Source organism: Enterobacter sp. MGH119, from assembly GCF_001037675.1.
Lineage (GTDB): Bacteria > Pseudomonadota > Gammaproteobacteria > Enterobacterales > Enterobacteriaceae > Enterobacter > Enterobacter hormaechei_C.
In genome coordinates, this window is record NZ_KQ089929.1 from 1,721,944 (window position 1) to 1,739,995 (window position 18,052).

At 55.7% G+C, this 18,052-nt stretch carries 18 protein-coding genes; 8 read left to right on the forward strand and 10 right to left on the reverse strand.

What is annotated here, in order from left to right; translation table 11 throughout:
- Positions 1-3: 3 nt before the first annotated feature.
- Genes gspF through gspC form a run of 4 tightly spaced genes read right to left on the reverse strand, consistent with a single transcriptional unit; the run spans position 4 to position 5,372 of the window.
- Complete coding sequence (gene gspF, locus SK53_RS08195; RefSeq protein WP_048209020.1) at positions 4-1,212, reverse strand: type II secretion system inner membrane protein GspF; 1,209 nt, start codon at positions 1,210-1,212, stop codon at positions 4-6.
- Complete coding sequence (gene gspE / locus SK53_RS08200) at positions 1,212-2,690, reverse strand: type II secretion system ATPase GspE (RefSeq protein WP_048209022.1); 1,479 nt, start codon at positions 2,688-2,690, stop codon at positions 1,212-1,214. Before gspE ends, gspF begins: the two co-directional genes overlap by 1 nt.
- Positions 2,691-2,704: 14 nt before the next feature.
- Positions 2,705-4,627: a type II secretion system secretin GspD gene (gene gspD / locus SK53_RS08205; RefSeq protein WP_048209024.1), complete on the reverse strand. Its 1,923-nt coding sequence runs from the start codon at positions 4,625-4,627 to the stop codon at positions 2,705-2,707.
- A 13-nt stretch (positions 4,628-4,640) separates the two neighbouring features.
- Positions 4,641-5,372 (reverse strand): type II secretion system protein GspC, encoded by a 732-nt coding sequence (gene gspC, locus SK53_RS08210; RefSeq protein WP_048209025.1) that lies wholly within the window; start codon positions 5,370-5,372, stop codon positions 4,641-4,643.
- A gap of 300 nt (positions 5,373-5,672) precedes the next feature.
- On the opposite strand from gspC, the gene SK53_RS08215 reads away from it, so the two are divergent.
- Together SK53_RS08215 and SK53_RS08220 are read left to right on the forward strand one after the other, a co-directional pair.
- Positions 5,673-7,235, forward strand: a complete 1,563-nt coding sequence (locus SK53_RS08215; RefSeq protein WP_032608937.1) for an ExeA family protein — start codon at positions 5,673-5,675, stop codon at positions 7,233-7,235.
- Positions 7,235-7,867, forward strand: a complete 633-nt coding sequence (locus SK53_RS08220) for a hypothetical protein (RefSeq protein WP_048209028.1) — start codon at positions 7,235-7,237, stop codon at positions 7,865-7,867. Before SK53_RS08215 ends, SK53_RS08220 begins: the two co-directional genes overlap by 1 nt.
- A 3-nt stretch (positions 7,868-7,870) precedes the next feature.
- Here the strand turns inward: SK53_RS08220 and SK53_RS08225 are convergent, their stop codons facing one another.
- From SK53_RS08225 to SK53_RS08235, 3 genes are all read right to left on the reverse strand, one after another.
- Positions 7,871-8,494 carry a helix-turn-helix domain-containing protein gene (locus tag SK53_RS08225; RefSeq protein ID WP_022650695.1) on the reverse strand — a complete coding sequence of 208 codons (624 nt, stop codon included), beginning with the start codon at positions 8,492-8,494 and terminating at the stop codon, positions 7,871-7,873.
- A 269-nt stretch (positions 8,495-8,763) separates the two neighbouring features.
- Positions 8,764-9,594, reverse strand: a complete 831-nt coding sequence (locus SK53_RS08230) for an N-acetylmuramoyl-L-alanine amidase (protein WP_022650694.1) — start codon at positions 9,592-9,594, stop codon at positions 8,764-8,766.
- Positions 9,591-9,914 (reverse strand): heavy metal-binding domain-containing protein, encoded by a 324-nt coding sequence (locus tag SK53_RS08235; protein WP_003858361.1) that lies wholly within the window; start codon positions 9,912-9,914, stop codon positions 9,591-9,593. Before SK53_RS08235 ends, SK53_RS08230 begins: the two co-directional genes overlap by 4 nt.
- 97 nt (positions 9,915-10,011) lie before the next feature.
- Between SK53_RS08235 and SK53_RS08240 the strand changes: the two genes are divergently transcribed.
- From SK53_RS08240 to artJ, 6 genes are all read left to right on the forward strand, one after another.
- Positions 10,012-10,530: a lipoprotein gene (locus SK53_RS08240; protein WP_023315717.1), complete on the forward strand. Its 519-nt coding sequence runs from the start codon at positions 10,012-10,014 to the stop codon at positions 10,528-10,530.
- A 226-nt stretch (positions 10,531-10,756) separates the two neighbouring features.
- Positions 10,757-11,485, forward strand: a complete 729-nt coding sequence (artP, locus tag SK53_RS08245; RefSeq protein WP_048209030.1) for an arginine ABC transporter ATP-binding protein ArtP — start codon at positions 10,757-10,759, stop codon at positions 11,483-11,485.
- A gap of 18 nt (positions 11,486-11,503) precedes the next feature.
- Positions 11,504-12,235 (forward strand): arginine ABC transporter substrate-binding protein ArtI, encoded by a 732-nt coding sequence (gene artI / locus SK53_RS08250; RefSeq protein ID WP_006174322.1) that lies wholly within the window; start codon positions 11,504-11,506, stop codon positions 12,233-12,235.
- Positions 12,236-12,241: 6 nt separating this feature from the next.
- Positions 12,242-12,958 carry an arginine ABC transporter permease ArtQ gene (gene artQ / locus SK53_RS08255; RefSeq protein ID WP_003858367.1) on the forward strand — a complete coding sequence of 239 codons (717 nt, stop codon included), beginning with the start codon at positions 12,242-12,244 and terminating at the stop codon, positions 12,956-12,958.
- Positions 12,958-13,626 carry an arginine ABC transporter permease ArtM gene (gene artM, locus SK53_RS08260; RefSeq protein ID WP_003858369.1) on the forward strand — a complete coding sequence of 223 codons (669 nt, stop codon included), beginning with the start codon at positions 12,958-12,960 and terminating at the stop codon, positions 13,624-13,626. Before artQ ends, artM begins: the two co-directional genes overlap by 1 nt.
- A 173-nt stretch (positions 13,627-13,799) precedes the next feature.
- A complete protein-coding gene (gene artJ / locus SK53_RS08265; RefSeq protein WP_015571008.1) occupies positions 13,800-14,531 on the forward strand; it encodes an arginine ABC transporter substrate-binding protein ArtJ in 732 nt (243 codons plus the stop codon).
- 75 nt (positions 14,532-14,606) lie between these two features.
- Here the strand turns inward: artJ and SK53_RS08270 are convergent, their stop codons facing one another.
- The 3 genes from SK53_RS08270 to rlmC all read right to left on the reverse strand — a co-directional run bounded on the left by SK53_RS08270 (position 14,607) and on the right by rlmC (position 18,016).
- Positions 14,607-16,076, reverse strand: coding sequence for a sensor histidine kinase (locus SK53_RS08270; RefSeq protein WP_048209032.1), 1,470 nt, complete (start codon positions 16,074-16,076; stop codon positions 14,607-14,609).
- The gene (locus tag SK53_RS08275) at positions 16,060-16,767 is read right to left on the reverse strand and encodes a response regulator transcription factor (protein WP_048209034.1); all 708 of its coding nucleotides are present in this window, start codon (positions 16,765-16,767) and stop codon (positions 16,060-16,062) included. The genes SK53_RS08270 and SK53_RS08275 overlap by 17 nt, the downstream gene beginning before the upstream one ends.
- A 121-nt stretch (positions 16,768-16,888) precedes the next feature.
- Positions 16,889-18,016, reverse strand: coding sequence for a 23S rRNA (uracil(747)-C(5))-methyltransferase RlmC (gene rlmC, locus SK53_RS08280; protein ID WP_048209036.1), 1,128 nt, complete (start codon positions 18,014-18,016; stop codon positions 16,889-16,891).
- Between the last annotated feature and the right edge of the window lie 36 nt (positions 18,017-18,052).

Below are 18,052 nucleotides of genomic sequence, written 5' to 3' on the forward strand. Positions count from 1 at the left end.
GATTTAACCTACCATATTATTAAGTTGCAGAAGCGGTTGTAATATTGAAAGCACGATGAATAAAACAATCGTCGCCATGGATACCACCAGCGCCGGTTCAAAGACCGACAGCGTTAATGTAATTCGATGTTGTAAGGCCGATTCCTGATTTTCCGCCGCGCGATCCATTAAATTACCTAATTCCCCGCTCTCTTCACCGGAGGCAATCATATACAGCATGGTGGGCGGAAATAATTTCGCCTGTTCCAGCGCCGCATATAGCGACGCCCCCTGGCGCACGGTGTCGGCGGCCTGCTCCAGCACCTGCCGGGCATAGCGGTTTTCGATACCGTCCATCGCGATATACATCCCCTCCAGCAGCGGCACGCTACTGGCCTGCAAAATACTCAGGGTACGGATATAGCGGGCGCTGTTGATGGCGCAGACCAGCTTTTTAATCGGCGAGCCGTTCACCAGCCAGCTGTGCCAGCGAAAACGGTTTTTGGCATTCCTCAGCCAGGTTTTGAAGCCGATAAAGCCGCCCCCCAGAATGCCCACAATATAAATGCCCCAGGCTTGCAGGAAATCACTTACCGCAATCAGCGTCCGGGTGGTGATCGGCAGCTGCTGCTTCATGTGAGTGAACTGCTCGATCACCTGCGGCACCACCGCCACCAGCAGGATGCTGATGACCGCGATGGCGACCACGGTGAGGGTTATCGGGTAGACCATCGCCTGCGTCAGCTTGCTTTTCATCTTCTGGCGCTGCTCGTTGTACTCCGCCAGCTTCTCCAGCACGTCGCCCAGGTGACCGGTTTTCTCCCCGGCCATCACCAGCGTGCAGTAAAGCTTGTCGAAGGTGCGCGGGAACTGGCTGAAGGCATCGAACAGGGTGTGGCCTTCCACCACCTTCTCGCGGATCTCCACCACCATCGCCGCCAGCTTTTTGTCTTCCGTCTGCTTCGAGATCGCCTTCAGCGCGCTCTCCAGCGGCAGCGCGGCGTTGACCAGCGTCGAAAGCTGACGGGTAAACATCGACAGCACCGGGGTGGAAAGCTTCGCCCCGGTTTTCGCTTTCCCGCCTGCCGCCGCCTCGCGGGTTTCGGTAATGCTGACGGGCATCAGCTTTTGCTCGCGAAGCCACTGGCGAACCTGCTTCTGCCCCTCGGCCTGTAACGTCCCGCGCTGGGTTTTCCCCGCGGCATCCGTCGCTGTCCAGGCGTAGAAAGCCATTATGCATCCCCCCCACGCTCGGCGGTGACGCGCATGACCTCTTCCAGAGACGTCACGCCGCCGATCACCTTCAGCAGCCCGTTTTCACGCAGGCTGTAGGCCTGCTTAAAGAGCTGCGTTTCGAGGGACATTTCGTCCTTATCTTCATGGATGGCGCGGCGCATGGCGCTGTCCACCACCAGAAATTCATGAATACCGGCGCGGCCCTGATAGCCGCTCTGACGGCAGTGTTCGCACCCCACCGCGCGGTAAATCGCTTCTGGCGGCGCGTCCATAAAGCTGAACAGCGCTTTTTCATTGGCGTCCAGCGGACTGGTGGTCCGGCAGTGCATACACAGCCGACGCACCAGACGCTGGGCAATGACACCGAGCAACGATGAACCGATTAAGAAGGACTCCAGCCCCATATCCCGCAGACGGGTTATCGCCCCTGCGGCACTGTTGGTGTGCAGCGTCGACATCACCAGGTGACCGGTCAGCGACGCCTGCACCGCAATCTGGGCGGTCTCACCGTCACGAATTTCCCCGATCATTACCACGTCCGGGTCCTGACGCAGAATGGCGCGCAGCCCACGGGCAAAGGTCATGTCCACGCGCGGGTTAACCTGCGTCTGCCCCACCCCTTCCAGCTCGTACTCAATCGGATCTTCCACGGTCAGAATGTTGCGTTCGTGGCCGTTCAGCGCCGAGAGTATGGCGTACAGCGTGGTACTTTTACCGGAACCCGTCGGGCCGGTAACGAGGATGATCCCGTGCGGGCGGTCGATCAGCCCTTTCAGCTTCTCCAGCTCTTCATCAATCAGCCCCAGCTTGTTGATGTCGGGCTTGAGATTGCTTTTATCGAGCAGGCGCATCACCACGCGCTCGCCGTACTGGGACGGAATAGTCGACACACGCACGTCGATGGCCTTCCGACCGATGCGCAGAGAGATACGGCCATCCTGCGGGAGGCGTTTTTCGGCAATGTCGAGTTTCGACATGACCTTGATACGCGACACCAGCAGCGGGGCGAGCTTACGCGCCGGTTGCAGCACCGGGCGCAGCACGCCGTCAACGCGAAAGCGAATGCTCAGGGTGCGCTCGAAGGTTTCGATATGAATATCCGACGCGCCGTCCTTCACCGCCTCGCCGAGAATGGCGTTGATCAGGCGGATCACCGGCGAGTTTTCGTCGTTATCGAGCAGATCTTCGTTATCCGGGATCTCCTCGGTTAACGCCATCAGATCGATATCCGCGTCCATGTCGTCCACCAGCTGCTGCGACACGCCGCTGCTCTGCTGCCAGATTTTGGCCAGCATCTCATCAAACGCTTCCGGCGCCAGGGTGATCGGGACGAACGCGCGTCCAAGCACCCGGCGCACCTCCAGCAGTGCTAACGCCGGGGTGTCCTCACGGATATAGACGTCATTGTTGTAAAGCAGAACGCCGTTATCTTTTGCGTAGTTGCTGCTACACAGGGATTTACTCAGTTCGTCCACGGTATCCCTCCGCCTTACTCTTTAAACGGATTGCGTGCCGCGGAGGTTTTCACCGGTGCGACGTGAGGGCTTGCTGAAGGAAACGCGGGCAGGACGGCGTTGTCGCTCGGCTCAACAATACCGAGCTTTTTCTCTTCCACGCGCTGCATCTGGCGCACCCGGATCTGGTCATATTTCTCTTTCGAGGCTGCGCTGTAGTTGTCATCGTCACGCAGGACGGTGGTATGAATAAACACCATCAGGTTGCGTTTAGAGGTATCCTGCGAGGTGTAGCGGAACAGCTGCCCGACCAGCGGGATATCGCCGAGCAGCGGCACTTTGGAGACGGACTGTTTGGTCACATTTTCCATCAGGCCGCCGAGCACCACCGTCTGGCCACTGTGAACCATCACTTCGTTATTGATCGTGCGCGTGTTGAAGGTTGGGCCGAGGCTCGAATCTTCCGTCGCGCTGTTGTCAACGCTGGACACTTCCTGCTCAATCTTCAGGTGGATCATGTCGCCATCGTTGATTTGCGGCACAATCTTCAGCTTGGTACCGACGGTTTTACGCTCAACGGAGTTAAACACGTTGTCGCCGCTGGTGGTTTGCGAACCGGAAAGTACCGGCACATCCTGACCCACGTTGAACGACGCTTCTTTGTTATCCAGCGTGACCACGCTTGGCGTGGAGAGGATGTCATTTTTGCCGTCGGTGGAAAGCGCAGTCACCAGCGCACCAAAATCACCGTTAAAGAAGCCGGTCGCCAGGCCAGTGAAGCTTGCCCCTTTCATGGTGCCATTTTTAATCTGGCTGATTGGCAGGCCGGTGGAGCCGAACTGCACGCCGCCGTGCTTGCTGGTCCACTGCACGCCGAGATCCAGGCCGTTCCCGTCCTGCACTTCCGCGATGATGGCTTCCACCAGCACCTGCGGACGACGGATGTCCAGCTTGTCGATCACCTTCTCAAGGGAGTTCATCACGTTAGGCTGGGCGGTAATCACCAGCGAGTTGGTTGCTTCGTCGGCGGTAATGTTCAGATCGCTGGACGCTGGCGCGGTTTTCGACTTCGGCGCGCCGGCCTTGTCCTTCAGCTGCTCGCCGATGCCGGTGAGTACCGGCACCACCTTAGTGGCGCTGGCATACTTGAGATAGAAGACGCGGGTATTCCCCTCGTTGTTCTGCTCGCGATCCAGCTGATGGATCAGGGAGCGGGTCCGCGCGCGCGCATCTTCCGAACCGCTGATCACCAGGCTGTTGGTTTCGTCATCGGCCACCACCTTGGTCGCCAGCTGCGGCGCGTTCTGCCCTTTCTGCTCTTCGTTGTTGAGGTTATTCAACATCTCCGAGAGCTCTTTGGCGGACGCAAAGCGAAGCGGCACGATTTCACGACGCTGAATACCGTCTTTGTCCACGCGCTGGACCAGATCCACCAGGCGGTTCACCACCGAAGCTTTACCGGTTAACAGCAGGACGTTGGACGGCTCAAAGTGGACCACGTTACCGATGCCGGTGGCATCGTTGAGCTGACGCAGCAGCGGCGCCAGCTCGCGAACAGGCACGTTTTCCATGCGCACGACGCGGGTGATGATCTCGTCGCCTTTGCCCGGGTTCTTGCTGTCTGCCAGCGGCGCACCGGCGGTACGCGCCACGCTTGAGCGCACCACTTTGACCATGCCGTTGTCCATCGGGATCACCGACAGGCCGTAGAGATCCAGCACGCTCAGAAAGAATTGGTAGTACTCATCTTCCGTCAGCACGTTGTAGGTTCGGACCGAGACGGTGCCCTGGACGGACGGGTCGACCAGAATGGTTTTGTTGAGATTGCGGCCTACCGTATCGATAAACTCGCGAATATCAGTATTTTTAAAACTCGCGCTAAAGTTAGCTGCAAGCAGCGAACTGGAATATAACGACAATGCGGTCAGCGCCACGCACGCCCAGGGAAATTTTTTCATGTCTGCACACTTGTTAATTGTTTAGAACATTAACCCGAATATTTTCAAGGTGAGCGTGACGCCGCACGACGACATCCGCTTCTTTCATTTTCGACCAGTTGGCAATAATGCTTTTCGCTTTTGCTTCATCGGTCATATCGACAGAGTTAACCTGAACCGCCACATCGCCTTTTTCCAGACCTGACTGACTGTAAAAGGCGGAGGCATTCCTTGGATTTATCCTGTAGCCTTCCAGTCGGCCTTTTTCAATGATGGGTTTTAACACCAGATAATCATCAAGATGCAAACTTTCTGCGCCAGTATCTTTCGTCGATTTTGTAACCGGGCCGCTATCCACGCCCCCCTTAAAATAGTCCGGTTTATTTAACGCCAGTACCTGCGTAGCACCTTCATAATTAACCACCACATTATCTTTGTTTATTTCCTGAATAAATGCGTCGTTAAATCCGGCGAGAGGTTCACCCTCACGGTAGCTTCGCTGACCGCCTGGGGTTTTGATAACAGCAAAGGAGAGCCAGGCGTCATCACTGCGCACAATGCCCTCTATCTCCGCTGCCAGCGGGGCTTTTGCCGCATCCGCTAAGTTCTCCTGACGGACGGCAGCCGTAAAAAGCGTGAAGGGTTTATCTTCGCGCGTTTTTTTCAGCGGCTGTAGATCAGCTTTAGCCAACTTATTCGTAACTTTTTTATAATCTTTTAAGGTGAGATACCCTTGCTGGCCGCTAAAAATGAGCAGCGCAAACATAATACAAGGCGTTATCCACCGTGACAGAAATGAGAACCTCATTTTTTATCCGGCCTATAGCAAAGCAAAAATAAGCAGCGTCATACTGCGCCAATATGGAGGAAAATAGTAATAAGCTGTTGCAAATACGACCACTGACTTCGCCACCAACTTTCATACAGAAAAATATTGACCGTATAAAATCCAGATGTTAGGCGCGGCCAGCTGGATATTTTTACCCTGTCTGCAAATTGACCGCTCAGGGGCATTACCTTACTTTCTGCTGCTGTTGCTATTCCTAATCAGAGACGGTCAGTCGTTATGTATCAGAGCCACTTTAATTTTAAAAATCCGCCATTCAGGACAATCACCCGTTTATCCGGTGATTTTCTGGTGCCTTATCATCAGGACGTGTTCAACCTGCTGAAAGAGAAAACCCAGCTGGCGGGTATTATCGGGCTTTTTTGCGACGACGCTCCGCTTCTGAGCCACTTCATCGACGCGCTGAAAGCCAGCAGCAATACCGTTATTGCCATCAACGCGTTTCCCAAACTGAGTGCCAGTAGCCTGCTGTACAAACTCAACCCGGGAACGAAAGCGATTAAAGATCGCATGCAGGCGGTGGATGCCGTCCTGCGCCAGTGGCAGGAGGGGAAAGCAAAATCCAGAGTGCTGACGATCGCCCATTCCGAAGCCATGAAGGAGAGCTGCCGTGAAGTCCTGGGAACGCTGCTCACGCGCGCCCAGGAGCTGAACTTCCGGCTCGCCGTGGTGCTGACGGGTGCTGCGGAGCAGGAACGCCTGCTAAAGCAACCTGAACTGCGCGAATATACGCACACACATCATGTCCTGCGCCCCCTCACCTGCCGCGAATACCTGAGCTATGTGCAGGCGCAGTGCGAAGAACACGACTGTGAACATTCGCCGTTGCCGCCTGCCCGCGTGCGCAAAATGCACACGCTGACCAAAGGCAACATCAGCAAACTGAACGCGCTGGCACACCTGTCAATGCTCGCCGCCTGGACGGAACGCGCGGCGCAGGTCAGCCCACGCCATTTACGTCTGGCGGCGGGAGAGATCCTGCCCGCCAAAAAACACGGTAAGCGCCTGGCAACCGTGGGGCTGTTTGCGTCCGTGCTGTTTGCCGCCTGCGGCTGGTATTTTACCTCGTCGATCGGCGCGCGCCTGCCGATCCAGCTGCCGGTGCCCGTCAGCTGGAAACAGCAGACGCCAAAACCTGAGGCAGCCGTAGTGCCGGTTATCGACAACGAAATAGTTAATCAGCCGGATGCGATGCATCAGCTTTATCTCATGTGGGGGTATGACGCCTCGGCCGACGATGCGCTGTGCCAGAACGCCGCTAAAGTGAACCTGATGTGTAAACAGGGGAACGCGTCCCCGGAGACGCTGGCGCAGGAAGGGTATCCGTGGGTCAGTGAGCTGAAAACCAGCGGTCACCTTAACTATGCAGTGGTCGCCAGGGTCGGAGATACATCAATTGACTTGTTAATGAATAACCGGACCTGGCAGGTAAGCCGCAGCTGGTTTAACCGGCATGCGACCGGCAACTTCACCCAGTTGCACCGCCTGACACCGGAAGGAAAAGACGCGATCGGCACGGCCAGCGACAGCAAAGACATGGCCTGGCTCGATCAGCAGTTAAGCATCGCGTTGAGCCAGCCCGAAACGCATGCCCGGATCTGGACCGCAGAAATGATGAAACGCACCCGCGAGTTCCAGCAAAAAATGCATCTGCACGTGGATGGCATCCCCGGTGAAGAAACGCTGATGCAGCTGATGCGCGTGACCAACAGCACGCCGGGCGTACTGATTCAGGCAACCCGCACCACCCCGGACGCAAAAATGCAGGAGAAGAAAGCCTAATGTCGACCATCTGCCTTGCGGCCCAGCGCAGCTATACAACCGGGGAAGCGGTCTGGTTTTCGTACCGCCTCCCCAGCCTGAAAAACGTATTCGGCAAAACAGCGTTATGGCTGGTCGGGCTTTGCGCCATGCTGGTTGTCGGCCTGTATATGCACGTCTACTGGAACCTGCGCCACCCGGCACCTGAACCGGTCAACGCCAGCGTTGCCAAACCGGAAACGCAGCTTTCGGAAATGCATTACGTGTACGTGAGTAAACCGTTCCCGCATCCGCAGCCTAAAGTTGCGCCAGTGCATGTTGATGTTCCACCGATGCAGGATCTGCCGATCAGCAGTGATGATGCCGACTGGCAGCAGGCGCCCGAGGGCGCGGTGCCGCACGATACCTCGCGGGATACCTTACCCGGAACCGAGGCGCATGAGCACGATATCGCCCCCGCCAGCACGAGCAGTGAAGAGTCATCATTAACGGAATTATTTAAGCAGGCATTAAAAGAGCAGGAGCAGGATTATTCTCAAGGAAAAATTCCCGCGCCGCCGGTTGACGAAACGCAGGTTAATTCACAAGCGAGTGTAAAAAACAGTGGAAATAACCGTTCTCCTTTGAGTGAGAAAGGAGAACGGCGGGAGTAGGTATTAATATTTTTCAGGCAGTGCGGTGAGGTTAAGCAATCGACCTTTTTCCACCACAATATATTGACCTTTTTTCAGATCGGAGAGGATTTTGATAATAGTACTACGTGCGAGGTTAGTGTATTCCTGAATGTAATCATAAACGTTAATATCACGTTGCTGATGAACAGTCAGATCGTTAATCTCATATAAAAATTCACGAACAACAGAATACGCACTGCGGGCAACCAGAACATCATCACGTTTGCTCATCACGCATATGTACCAGGAAAGGACTTTGGTCAGGTCAGGCCACAGATTTTTTTCGGTCATCAGCTGGGCGAAGACCTCTTTCTTGATCGAGCGAACGACCGTATTCGTCCGGACAAGGCCGTACATATGGGTGGCGTTGTAATACATTGACGATAGGCCGAAAAGGCATTGTCCGGTGACAGTAAACATGCACAGTTCGTCAGATTCACGTCGAAATTCGACTTCGCCGCTGACGATGACATGAATGTAACCGGAATCAGTAGTGGAAATTTTCTGCCATTTCTTTAACGTTTTTTCTTCAACGCCTGCGGTTGCAGAAATAATTCTTTCCATTTCATATTGTGGACGTAATTTTTTTCCATAGATGCTTAACATTGTTATACCCGATTTAAGATGTGATTTTTTAAAATAAGATGGCCGCGGCATTTACGCCGAACCATAAATTTTTACCTGATGAAAATCTCAAGAATAAAAATAAAAGAGTAAAGTTTTTGATTAATTCGCTACATTACTTAGCGCGCTATGTGTCCATCTTAAATCGGGATAATTTTAAGTCAATTAACTAAAAATGAAATGAGTTTGTACTTAGGATTAATCTGATAGAAACTTAAGAAAATATACTCACTCGGGGGTAATCCGAAGGTTTACCCCTGCCCGTATTTCTCTAAAAGTGCTTCGGCAATCGCCATGGTTTCCACATCCGCTACGCCATTCCATAACTGCGGGCGGAAATGCATCTGGAAAACCATGATGATGCGTTTTTGCTGTGCGGGCGTGCTGTTTTCTGGCACCTCGTAACCGTAGCGCGCCAGCAGATCGAGCAGCGCTGCGGTATCAACCTGCTGATAATGCGGTCGGCCGTTGATATAAAAATTCACCCGCGCCGGATCGGGCCAGGCCCCGATACCCTGCTGCGCCAGCTCGCGCCACGGAAACATCGGGCCAGGATCGTCTTTGCGCTGCGGGGCGATATCCGAGTGTGCCACCACGTTCTGCGGTTTTATGTCGTAGCGGGCGATGATATCTCTGGCAAGCGGGATCAGCGCCGCAATTTGCCCCGGTTCGAAGGGGGTAAAGGTTTTCACGCCATCGGTTTGCCGCCAGCCGCGGTTTTCCAGCTCAATGCCGACGGAGGTATCATTTATGCGGTTGGTGCCACGCCAGAAGCTGATGCCCGCATGCCAGGCCAGCTCGCTCTCCGGGACCAGCTGCCAGATACGCGGTTTGCCCTGTGGAGCTGGGGGCTTTGCGGGAATGAGATAGTGAGAGCTGACGTTTTTATCGGTCAGGGTCGCAAGCGAGGTGTCGAAATCGTCGGCGGTGTAGTGAATAACCAGCACCTTTATACGCGGGTAGGCCGCCTGCGCCTGATGGCGCGTATCCAGCTCGTACGCGCCTTTATCAACGATGCCCTCTTCCGAGGCGCATCCTGCCAGCAATATCGCCAGCAGGAGGGTTGAGAGCGAACGCTTCATCGACGGGTTTTCACCGCCGTACCGCTTACGCTCACCATCAGCATGCTGGCATCTTTCCCGACCGTTTCGTAGTCGATATCAATACCTACCACCGCATCCGCGCCCAGCGCTTTGGCCTGCTCGCCCAGCTCCTTAAACGCAATGTCACGCGCTTTACGCAGCTCTTTCTCGTACGCGCCGGAGCGACCCCCGACGATATCCCGAATGCCGGCAAAGAAGTCCCGGAATATGTTCGCGCCCAGAATCGCCTCACCGGTGACCACGCCGCAGTACTCGGTAATCGGTTGACCTTCCAGGGTTGGCGTTGTTGAAAACTGCATACTTTCTCTCCTTCTTTAGCGTTCAATGCGTTAGCAACTGCATTATCGGTTCGTTACGCTATGATTGAAAGGATAGTTAATAAATAAGGAAATCAACATGCGCTACTCTGCTTTAACGCTTTTAGTGCCATGCGCGCTGGTGCTCAGCGCCTGCACAACGCCGGTCACGCCAGCCTTTAAGGATATCGGAACCCGCAGCGGCCCTTGTATTGAGGGTGGCCCGGACGCCGTGGCGCAACAATTTTATGATTACCGTATTCAGCATCGCGGTAATGACCTGACCGCCCTGCGCCCGTACCTGAGCGATAATCTGGCGAAACTGCTCACCGACGCTTCGCGCGATCCGCAGCATAACGCCCTGCTGTCATCCGATCCGTTCTCCAGCCGCGCCACGCTGCCGGACAGCGCCGACGTCGCCAGCGCATCCACCATTCCAAATACCGACGCACGCAATATTCCCCTGCGCGTGAAGCTAACCCAGGGGACGCAAACCTGGCAGGATGAGGTGCTGATGATCCGTGAAGGCCAGTGCTGGGCAGTAGATGATGTACGCTACATTGGCGGCAGCGTTCATGCCCCGGCAGGCACCCTTCGCCAGTCGATTGAGAACCGCTAACGCATCCGTTAAATAAACGTTAACCCCGTAAAATGTCCGGCATTTCAGGCGGAATGCCGACATTTATACTCGCCCCCCTTTCCCGTCGCTATTTTGTGCTATGTTTAAGAGTAAACACGGGTTATATTTAACTTTTAACGCATAAATATTGCATAACTATTCTGTCAACGGTACTATCTGCGGCCTCAATTGCTATAGTTTGCCTGGATGAGTAAAGACTGCCCCGATGAGTATTAAACTAAACGGCATTAACTGCTTCTACGGCGCACACCAGGCGCTGTTCGACATTACGCTGAGTTGCCCGGAGGGCGAAACGCTGGTTTTGCTTGGCCCAAGCGGCGCGGGAAAAAGCTCCCTTCTGCGTGTTTTAAATCTGCTTGAAATGCCCCGTTCGGGAACGCTGGCCATCGCCGGTAACCATTTTGACTTCGCGAATACCCCTTCTGATAAAGCGATTCGTGAACTGCGTCAAAACGTGGGCATGGTTTTCCAGCAATACAATCTCTGGCCGCATCTGACGGTGGTGCAAAACCTGATTGAAGCCCCGTGCCGCGTGCTTGGCTTAAGCAAAGACCAGGCGATGGCGCGCGCTGAAAAGCTGCTGGAACGTCTGCGTCTGAAACCGTACAGCGACCGTTATCCTCTGCATCTCTCTGGTGGTCAGCAACAGCGTGTGGCGATCGCCCGTGCGCTGATGATGGAGCCAGCGGTGCTGCTGTTCGATGAGCCGACCGCGGCGCTGGACCCGGAAATTACTGCCCAGATCGTGAGTATCATTCGTGAGCTGGCGGAAACCAACATTACCCAGGTCATCGTGACCCACGAGGTGGAAGTGGCGCGCAAAACCGCCAGCCGCGTGGTCTATATGGAAAACGGGTATATCGTTGAGCAGGGTGACGCGAGCTGCTTCACTAACCCGCAAACCGATGCCTTCAAAAACTACTTATCACACTGATGTGTTAGGGAAATTATAATGAAAAAAGTATTGATTGCCGCGCTGCTTGCTAGCGTCAGCCTTTCCGCTACCGCAGCCCAGACCATCCGTTTCGCCACTGAAGCGTCCTACCCTCCGTTTGAATCCATTGATGCGAACAACAAGATTGTTGGCTTCGACGTGGACCTGGCAAATGCCCTGTGTAAAGAGATCGACGCGACCTGTACCTTCAGCAACCAGGCGTTCGACAGCCTGATCCCAAGCCTGAAGTTCCGCCGTATCGACGCCGTAATGGCCGGTATGGACATCACACCGGAGCGTGAGAAGCAGGTTCTGTTCACCACCCCTTACTACGACAACTCGGCGCTGTTCATCGGTCAGAAAGGTAAATACGCCTCCGTTGACCTGCTGAAAGGCAAGAAAGTCGGCGTGCAGAACGGCACCACGCACCAGAAATTCATCATGGATAAGCACCCGGAAATCACCACCGTGCCGTATGACAGCTACCAGAATGCGAAACTGGACCTGCAAAACGGTCGTATCGATGCGGTGTTCGGGGATACGGCTGTCGTGACTGAATGGCTGAAAGCGAACGACAAGCTGGCTGCCGTGGGTGACAAGGTGACCGATAAAGACTACTTCGGTACAGGTCTGGGTATTGCCGTACGTCAGGGCAACACCGAGTTGCAGCAGAAATTCAACGCTGCGCTGGAAAAAGTGAAGAAAGACGGCACCTACGAAACCATCTACAAAAAATGGTTCCAGAAGTAATTCCTGATGAATGAAATTTTTCCTTTAGCAAGCGCCGCCGGGATGACCGTCGGCCTTGCCGTTTGTGCACTGATTATCGGCCTCGTACTGGCGATGTTCTTTGCGGTGTGGGAGTCCGTTAAGTGGCGCCCTGTCGCATGGCTCGGTTCAGCGCTGGTGACTGTGCTGCGTGGACTCCCGGAAATTCTGGTGGTCCTGTTTATCTATTTCGGCTCCTCACAGCTGCTGTTAACGCTGTCGGACGGCTTCACGATTAATCTCGGCTTTGCGCAAATCCCGGTGCAGATGCAGATCGAGAACTTCGACGTCAGCCCGTTCCTGTGCGGCGTGATTGCGCTCTCCCTGCTCTATTCAGCCTATGCGTCGCAAACGCTGCGCGGCGCGCTGAAAGCGGTGCCACAGGGTCAGTGGGAATCCGGTCAGGCGCTGGGCCTGTCGAAAGCGGCGATCTTCTTCCGCCTGGTGATGCCGCAGATGTGGCGTCATGCCCTGCCAGGGCTGGGTAATCAGTGGCTGGTACTGCTGAAAGATACCGCGCTGGTAAGCCTGATCAGCGTGAACGATTTGATGCTGCAAACCAAAAGTATCGCCACCCGTACGCAGGAGCCGTTTACCTGGTACATCGTCGCGGCGGCAATCTACCTGGTGATCACGTTGCTGAGCCAGTACGTTCTGAAGCGTATTGACCTGCGCGCAACGCGTTTTGAACGGAGACCAGGCTGATGCTGGATTATTTACCCGAACTGATGAAAGGGCTGCACACCAGCCTGACGCTGACCGTCGCGTCTATCATCGTGGCGCTGATCCTGGCGCTGATCTTCACCATCGTCCTGACGCTGAAAACGCCAGTGCTGGTGTGGATTGTACGTGGCTACATTACGCTCTTTACCGGTACGCCGCTGCTGGTGCAAATCTTCCTGATTTACTACGGCCCGGGGCAGTTCCCGTCGTTACAGGAATACCCGGTGATCTGGCACCTGCTCTCTGAACCGTGGCTCTGCGCCCTGATTGCCCTCTCGCTGAACAGCGCCGCCTACACCACGCAGCTGTTCTACGGTGCCATTCGCGCGATCCCGGAAGGCCAGTGGCAGTCCTGCGGAGCGCTGGGCATGAGCAAGAAGGATACGCTGGCGATCCTGCTGCCCTATGCCTTTAAGCGCGCGCTCTCTTCCTATTCCAACGAAGTCGTTCTGGTGTTCAAAAGCACCTCACTGGCCTACACCATCACCCTGATGGAAGTGATGGGCCACGGACAGCTGCTGTACGGACGCACCTACGACGTAATGGTGTTCGGTGCGGCGGGTCTGGTCTATCTGGTGGTCAACGGTCTGCTGACGCTGATGATGCGTCTTATCGAGCGTAAGGCGTTAGCGTTTGAGCGCAGGAATTAACCACGCAAATGCATAAAACGGTATTCATGGAGCGGGTAACCTGATGGGTTATCCGCTTTTTTTTGTGATTGAAATAATACTTAATCATTTTTATTGCATATAAATTCATTAACTGGCATTGTACATCCAGGCCGCAGACACGGCGCATCAATAAGACAGACGGGAGCATTACAATGAAAAAGTTAGTTCTGGCCGCATTACTCGCAACCTTCGCCGCTGGCGCATCCGCCGCCGATAAAATCAATTTTGGCGTTTCTGCCACCTATCCGCCGTTTGAATCGCTGGATGCCAGCAACCAGATCGTCGGTTTCGACATTGACCTGGCGAAAGCGCTGTGCAAACAGATGCAGGCCGACTGCACCTTTACTAACCACGCGTTTGACAGCCTGATCCCGTCCCTGAAATTTAAAAAATACGATGCGGTGATCTCCGGCATGGACATTACGCCAGAGCGCAGCAAGCAGGTCGCGTTCACCGACCCGTACTACGCGAACTCTGCGGTGGTGATTGCGAAGAAAGGAGCTTATAAATCTTTCGACGAGCTGAAAGGCAAGCGCATCGGCATGGAGAACGGCACCACGCACCAGAAATACCTCCAGGACAAGCATCCTGAAGTGAAAACCGTGGCCTACGACAGCTACCAGAATGCCATTATCGACCTGAAAAATGGCCGTATCGATGGCGTATTTGGCGACACCGCAGTCGTGAATGAGTGGCTGAAAACCAACCCGCAGCTGGGTACAGCGACGGAGAAAGTGACCGATCCGCAGTATTTCGGCACCGGCCTCGGTATTGCCGTGCGTCCGGATAACAAGGCTCTGCTTGAGAAACTGAACGGCGCGCTGAAAGCGATCAAAGCTGACGGTACGTACCAGAAAATCAGCGAGCAGTGGTTCCCTCAGTAATCTCTTTTTGCCGGGTGGTCTGGCCTGCGGGGGTGGTCTGTAGGCCGGATAAGCGCAGCGCCACCCGGCAATTTCTCATAGCGGTACAAAGAACCTGAACCGCGCCCCGCTCACGGACTCCATCAGCCTGATCCCACCGCCGTGCAGCTCCAGCATTCTCTTCACGATTAACAGCCCTAATCCCCCACGGTTCTCTCGCGACGCCTGAGGATTTAACGCTGAAGGCCGCTGGAACAAATCGTCGCGCAGCGAGGCATCTACGCCCGTACCATCGTCTGCCACTTCGACCTGAAGTCGTTCATTCTCCTGCCAGACCGCCAGACGAATTTCTCCGCCGCTCGGCGTATGACGGATGGCGTTATCCAGAAGGTTAGTGACCACGCGCTCGATCATCGACACGTCGGCGTTCACCAGCGGCAATCGCCCCGGCACATCAATACGCAGGTTCACCTCGCGCGTGCGGGCGGTAAGCTCAAACTTCTGCGCCACGTCGGAAATCAGTTCAGCCATGGCAAAACGCTCGCGCTGGGGCTTGATGCCGCCGTGCTCAAGACGCGCCAGCTCGAACAGCTGCTGCGACAGATGGCGTACCTTTTGCCCCTGACGCAGCGCGGTAGCGAGGTACTGCTGATGCTCCTGCGGCGACAGCGTGGCGGATTTGAGCGACAGCGTTTCCAGATAACCCAGCAGCGACGTCAGCGGGGTGCGTAAGTCGTGCGAAATGTTGGCGATAAACTCCCGGCGCTGGCGGTCGCTGTCGGCCAGCCGATCCCACTGAGAGGTGATTTTGCGCGCCAGCTCGATAAAGGTATTGCGCAGGATCGCCACTTCATCCTGGCCGGCAGGCTCAAGCGGCTGGGCCGCCAGCTGCTTAATCGCGCTGATGCTGTCCTGCTCCAGCCCGGCCACGTCCAGCGTGAGCTCTTTAACCGGGCGCGTCACCCAGTACCAGAGCAGCACCCCCGCCAGCAGACCAAACAGCGCCACCAGCAGCATCGACCACAGCGCCGTACTCCAGAGCGCTTTGTGCCAGGCCATCTCCGCCAGCGCGTTGGACTCTTCCCCCTGCAAAATAATGTACAGATACCCCTTCAGCTCGCCGTCCTGCCGCAGCGGGGTGGCGCTGAAGACTTTCTTATTCTGGCTTCGGGGATCGTCGCCAAACACCGGCATCACCGTCCCGCTCAGGAAATTCTGTATCGGCGCGAGGTCAATTTTTTGCCGCTGAATGTGCCCCGGCGGGGCGGCATCGGCCAGGATATCGCCATCAGGCGAGACAACATACAGCTCGACGCTCGGATTAAAGGTCATCAGCCGGTCGAACAGCGGTTTTAAGGCGCTGCGATCCACCCTGCCCTGCGAATCCAGAATCGCTTCCCGCTGCACAATCTGCTGCGCCAGCCCGCCGGAGAGCCGCTGCACCATCGCGTTGCCGTACTGCATGCTACTGTAGAGCTGCACCGCACAGGCGACGGTGGCGCAGAGCAGCAGTAACACCGTAAACAGCAGCGTCAGGCGCTGGCTCAGGCTAAAGCGACGCATCATGATTCTGCTCCGCGAATTTGTAGCCTTTGCCCCAGACGGTGCGAACGATCTCCGGCTCGGCGGCATCTTTTTCTATTTTGATGCGCAGGCGGTTAATATGGGTGTTGACGGTGTGTTCGTAGCCTTCGTGCTGATACCCCCACACCTGCTCCAGCAATGCCAGACGTGAAAAGACCTCTCCAGGATGGCGAGCAAAAAAATAGAGCAGTTCAAATTCACGCGGAGTGAGATCGACGTGTTGACCGTTAAGACGCACGGTGCGCGCCAGCGGATCGATAGTCAGACCGTGCGCCTGAATAATGCCGTCCGTCTGCGCCTGGCCCATCGCCTGCTGTCGGCGGAACAGCGCCTTAATGCGGGCAATCAGCTCCTGCACCGAGAAAGGTTTTGCCAGATAATCATCCGCCCCGGTTTCCAGGCCGGTAATACGGTCAGTTTCACTGCTGCGGGCGCTAATGATGATAATGGGCAGGTAACGGGTCATCTGGCGGATACGGCGGCAAATATCCAGACCATCAACATTCGGCAGCATCAGATCGAGGATCACCGCGTCCCACGGCTGTGTTTCAAGACGCTGTAAGGCGTTGCCCCCGTCGGGCTCGTGGGTAATGGCGTAGCCTTCATCTTCCAGGTTAAGACGCAGGAGTGCCGCGATATCGTGGTCATCTTCTACCAGCAGGATCTGCTTCATGGGTAAGCCTTTATTTGTTTCTCATGGCTTAAGCTTACCCGATTTCACCGGGGGGAAGAGTTCACATTTTGTTGAACATTGTGTGGGGTTTATGCCGGGGGGCGGCTTCGCCTTACCCGGCCTACGCTTTGGTTAACAACGTCAACACTTCATAATGGGCGGTATGGGGGAACATATCGAAAAGCTGAACGCGCGCGATGCGGTAGCCCGGCAGGCTGGCGATATCCTTCGCCATGGTCTGCGCGTTACAGCTGGAGTAGACGATGTACTCCGGCGCCATCTGGCTCAGGTAGTCGCAGAGCGCCTGGCCGATGCCCCGGCGCGGCGGGTTCACCAGCACCAGCTCCGGCACGTTGCCCTGCCCGGTCGCGAACTGCGTGGAGTCCAGCGCCTGGAAGTGCAGATTCGTCAGCCCCAGCTCCGCGGCGGACTGCTTCGCGCAGGCAATCGCTTCGGCGGAGATCTCAATGCCGGTGAGCTGCATGTCTGGCGTGGCACAGTGCAGGCCAAAGCCGCCGACGCCGCAGAACAGATCCCACATGTGATGAACCTGTAACGCACGCACCCAGTCGCGCGCGGTGATGTACAGCGCGCTGGCGACGGTGGGGTTAGTCTGAAAGAAGCTTTGCGGACGGATCCACAGCGGCACGCCGTTAAAACGCTCCTCCAGCGCATGCTGTTCGGTGAAGAAGATCTCTTTCTCCCCTTCCATGATCGCCATATGCACCGGCTGAATATTTGCGGTGATAACCTTGAGCTGCGGAAGCTGTTGCTGCAATCCCGGAAGTGCCGCGCGCAGCTGCTCTAGTTTGGTTTCCGAACGCAGCACAAAGCGCAGCATCATCCCGCCGTCGATCTGGCTTTCGGTCAGCAGAAGGTATTTCAGCTCGCCGCGCCTGCGGGCAACGTTATAGGGCGTTAACCCCGCCCGGGCGATAAACGGTTTCAGAGCGCTAAACACCGACTCAAACGAGGCGGGATACAGCGGGCAGTCGGTTAAATCTTCCGGCGTACCGTCGCGGTGCAGCATCCCCAGCAGCGGCTTTTCAACGCTGCCGCTGACCACCATTTTGGCTTTATTGCGAAAGCCCTGCTCCGGGCCGCTGACGGGTGCGCACCACTCGCCCACCGCGTGTGCTGCCAGTAGCTGTTGCAGGTTGGCCATTTTGGCGGTGAGTTGTTGAGAGACCGGCTGTTCTATCCACTGACAGGAGCGGCAGCGTCCGGCGTCATAGAGTGCGCACTGCATATGAAAACCTTAAGAAACACGAGGGCTGCGATTATA

Bases quoted from the DNA above. Each gene is read 5' to 3' on its own strand.
- gspF (WP_048209020.1), bottom strand. From the start codon at position 1,212: ATGGCTTTCTACGCCTGGACAGCGACGGATGCCGCGGGGAAAACCCAG.
- gspD (WP_048209024.1), bottom strand. From the start codon at position 4,627: ATGAAAAAATTTCCCTGGGCGTGCGTGGCGCTGACCGCATTGTCGTTA.
- gspC (WP_048209025.1), bottom strand. From the start codon at position 5,372: ATGTTTGCGCTGCTCATTTTTAGCGGCCAGCAAGGGTATCTCACCTTA.
- SK53_RS08215 (WP_032608937.1), top strand. From the start codon at position 5,673: ATGTATCAGAGCCACTTTAATTTTAAAAATCCGCCATTCAGGACAATC.
- SK53_RS08220 (WP_048209028.1), top strand. From the start codon at position 7,235: ATGTCGACCATCTGCCTTGCGGCCCAGCGCAGCTATACAACCGGGGAA.
- SK53_RS08225 (WP_022650695.1), bottom strand. From the start codon at position 8,494: ATGTTAAGCATCTATGGAAAAAAATTACGTCCACAATATGAAATGGAA.
- SK53_RS08230 (WP_022650694.1), bottom strand. From the start codon at position 9,594: ATGAAGCGTTCGCTCTCAACCCTCCTGCTGGCGATATTGCTGGCAGGA.
- SK53_RS08235 (WP_003858361.1), bottom strand. From the start codon at position 9,914: ATGCAGTTTTCAACAACGCCAACCCTGGAAGGTCAACCGATTACCGAG.
- SK53_RS08240 (WP_023315717.1), top strand. From the start codon at position 10,012: ATGCGCTACTCTGCTTTAACGCTTTTAGTGCCATGCGCGCTGGTGCTC.
- artP (WP_048209030.1), top strand. From the start codon at position 10,757: ATGAGTATTAAACTAAACGGCATTAACTGCTTCTACGGCGCACACCAG.
- artI (WP_006174322.1), top strand. From the start codon at position 11,504: ATGAAAAAAGTATTGATTGCCGCGCTGCTTGCTAGCGTCAGCCTTTCC.
- artQ (WP_003858367.1), top strand. From the start codon at position 12,242: ATGAATGAAATTTTTCCTTTAGCAAGCGCCGCCGGGATGACCGTCGGC.
- artM (WP_003858369.1), top strand. From the start codon at position 12,958: ATGCTGGATTATTTACCCGAACTGATGAAAGGGCTGCACACCAGCCTG.
- artJ (WP_015571008.1), top strand. From the start codon at position 13,800: ATGAAAAAGTTAGTTCTGGCCGCATTACTCGCAACCTTCGCCGCTGGC.
- SK53_RS08270 (WP_048209032.1), bottom strand. From the start codon at position 16,076: ATGATGCGTCGCTTTAGCCTGAGCCAGCGCCTGACGCTGCTGTTTACG.
- SK53_RS08275 (WP_048209034.1), bottom strand. From the start codon at position 16,767: ATGAAGCAGATCCTGCTGGTAGAAGATGACCACGATATCGCGGCACTC.
- rlmC (WP_048209036.1), bottom strand. From the start codon at position 18,016: ATGCAGTGCGCACTCTATGACGCCGGACGCTGCCGCTCCTGTCAGTGG.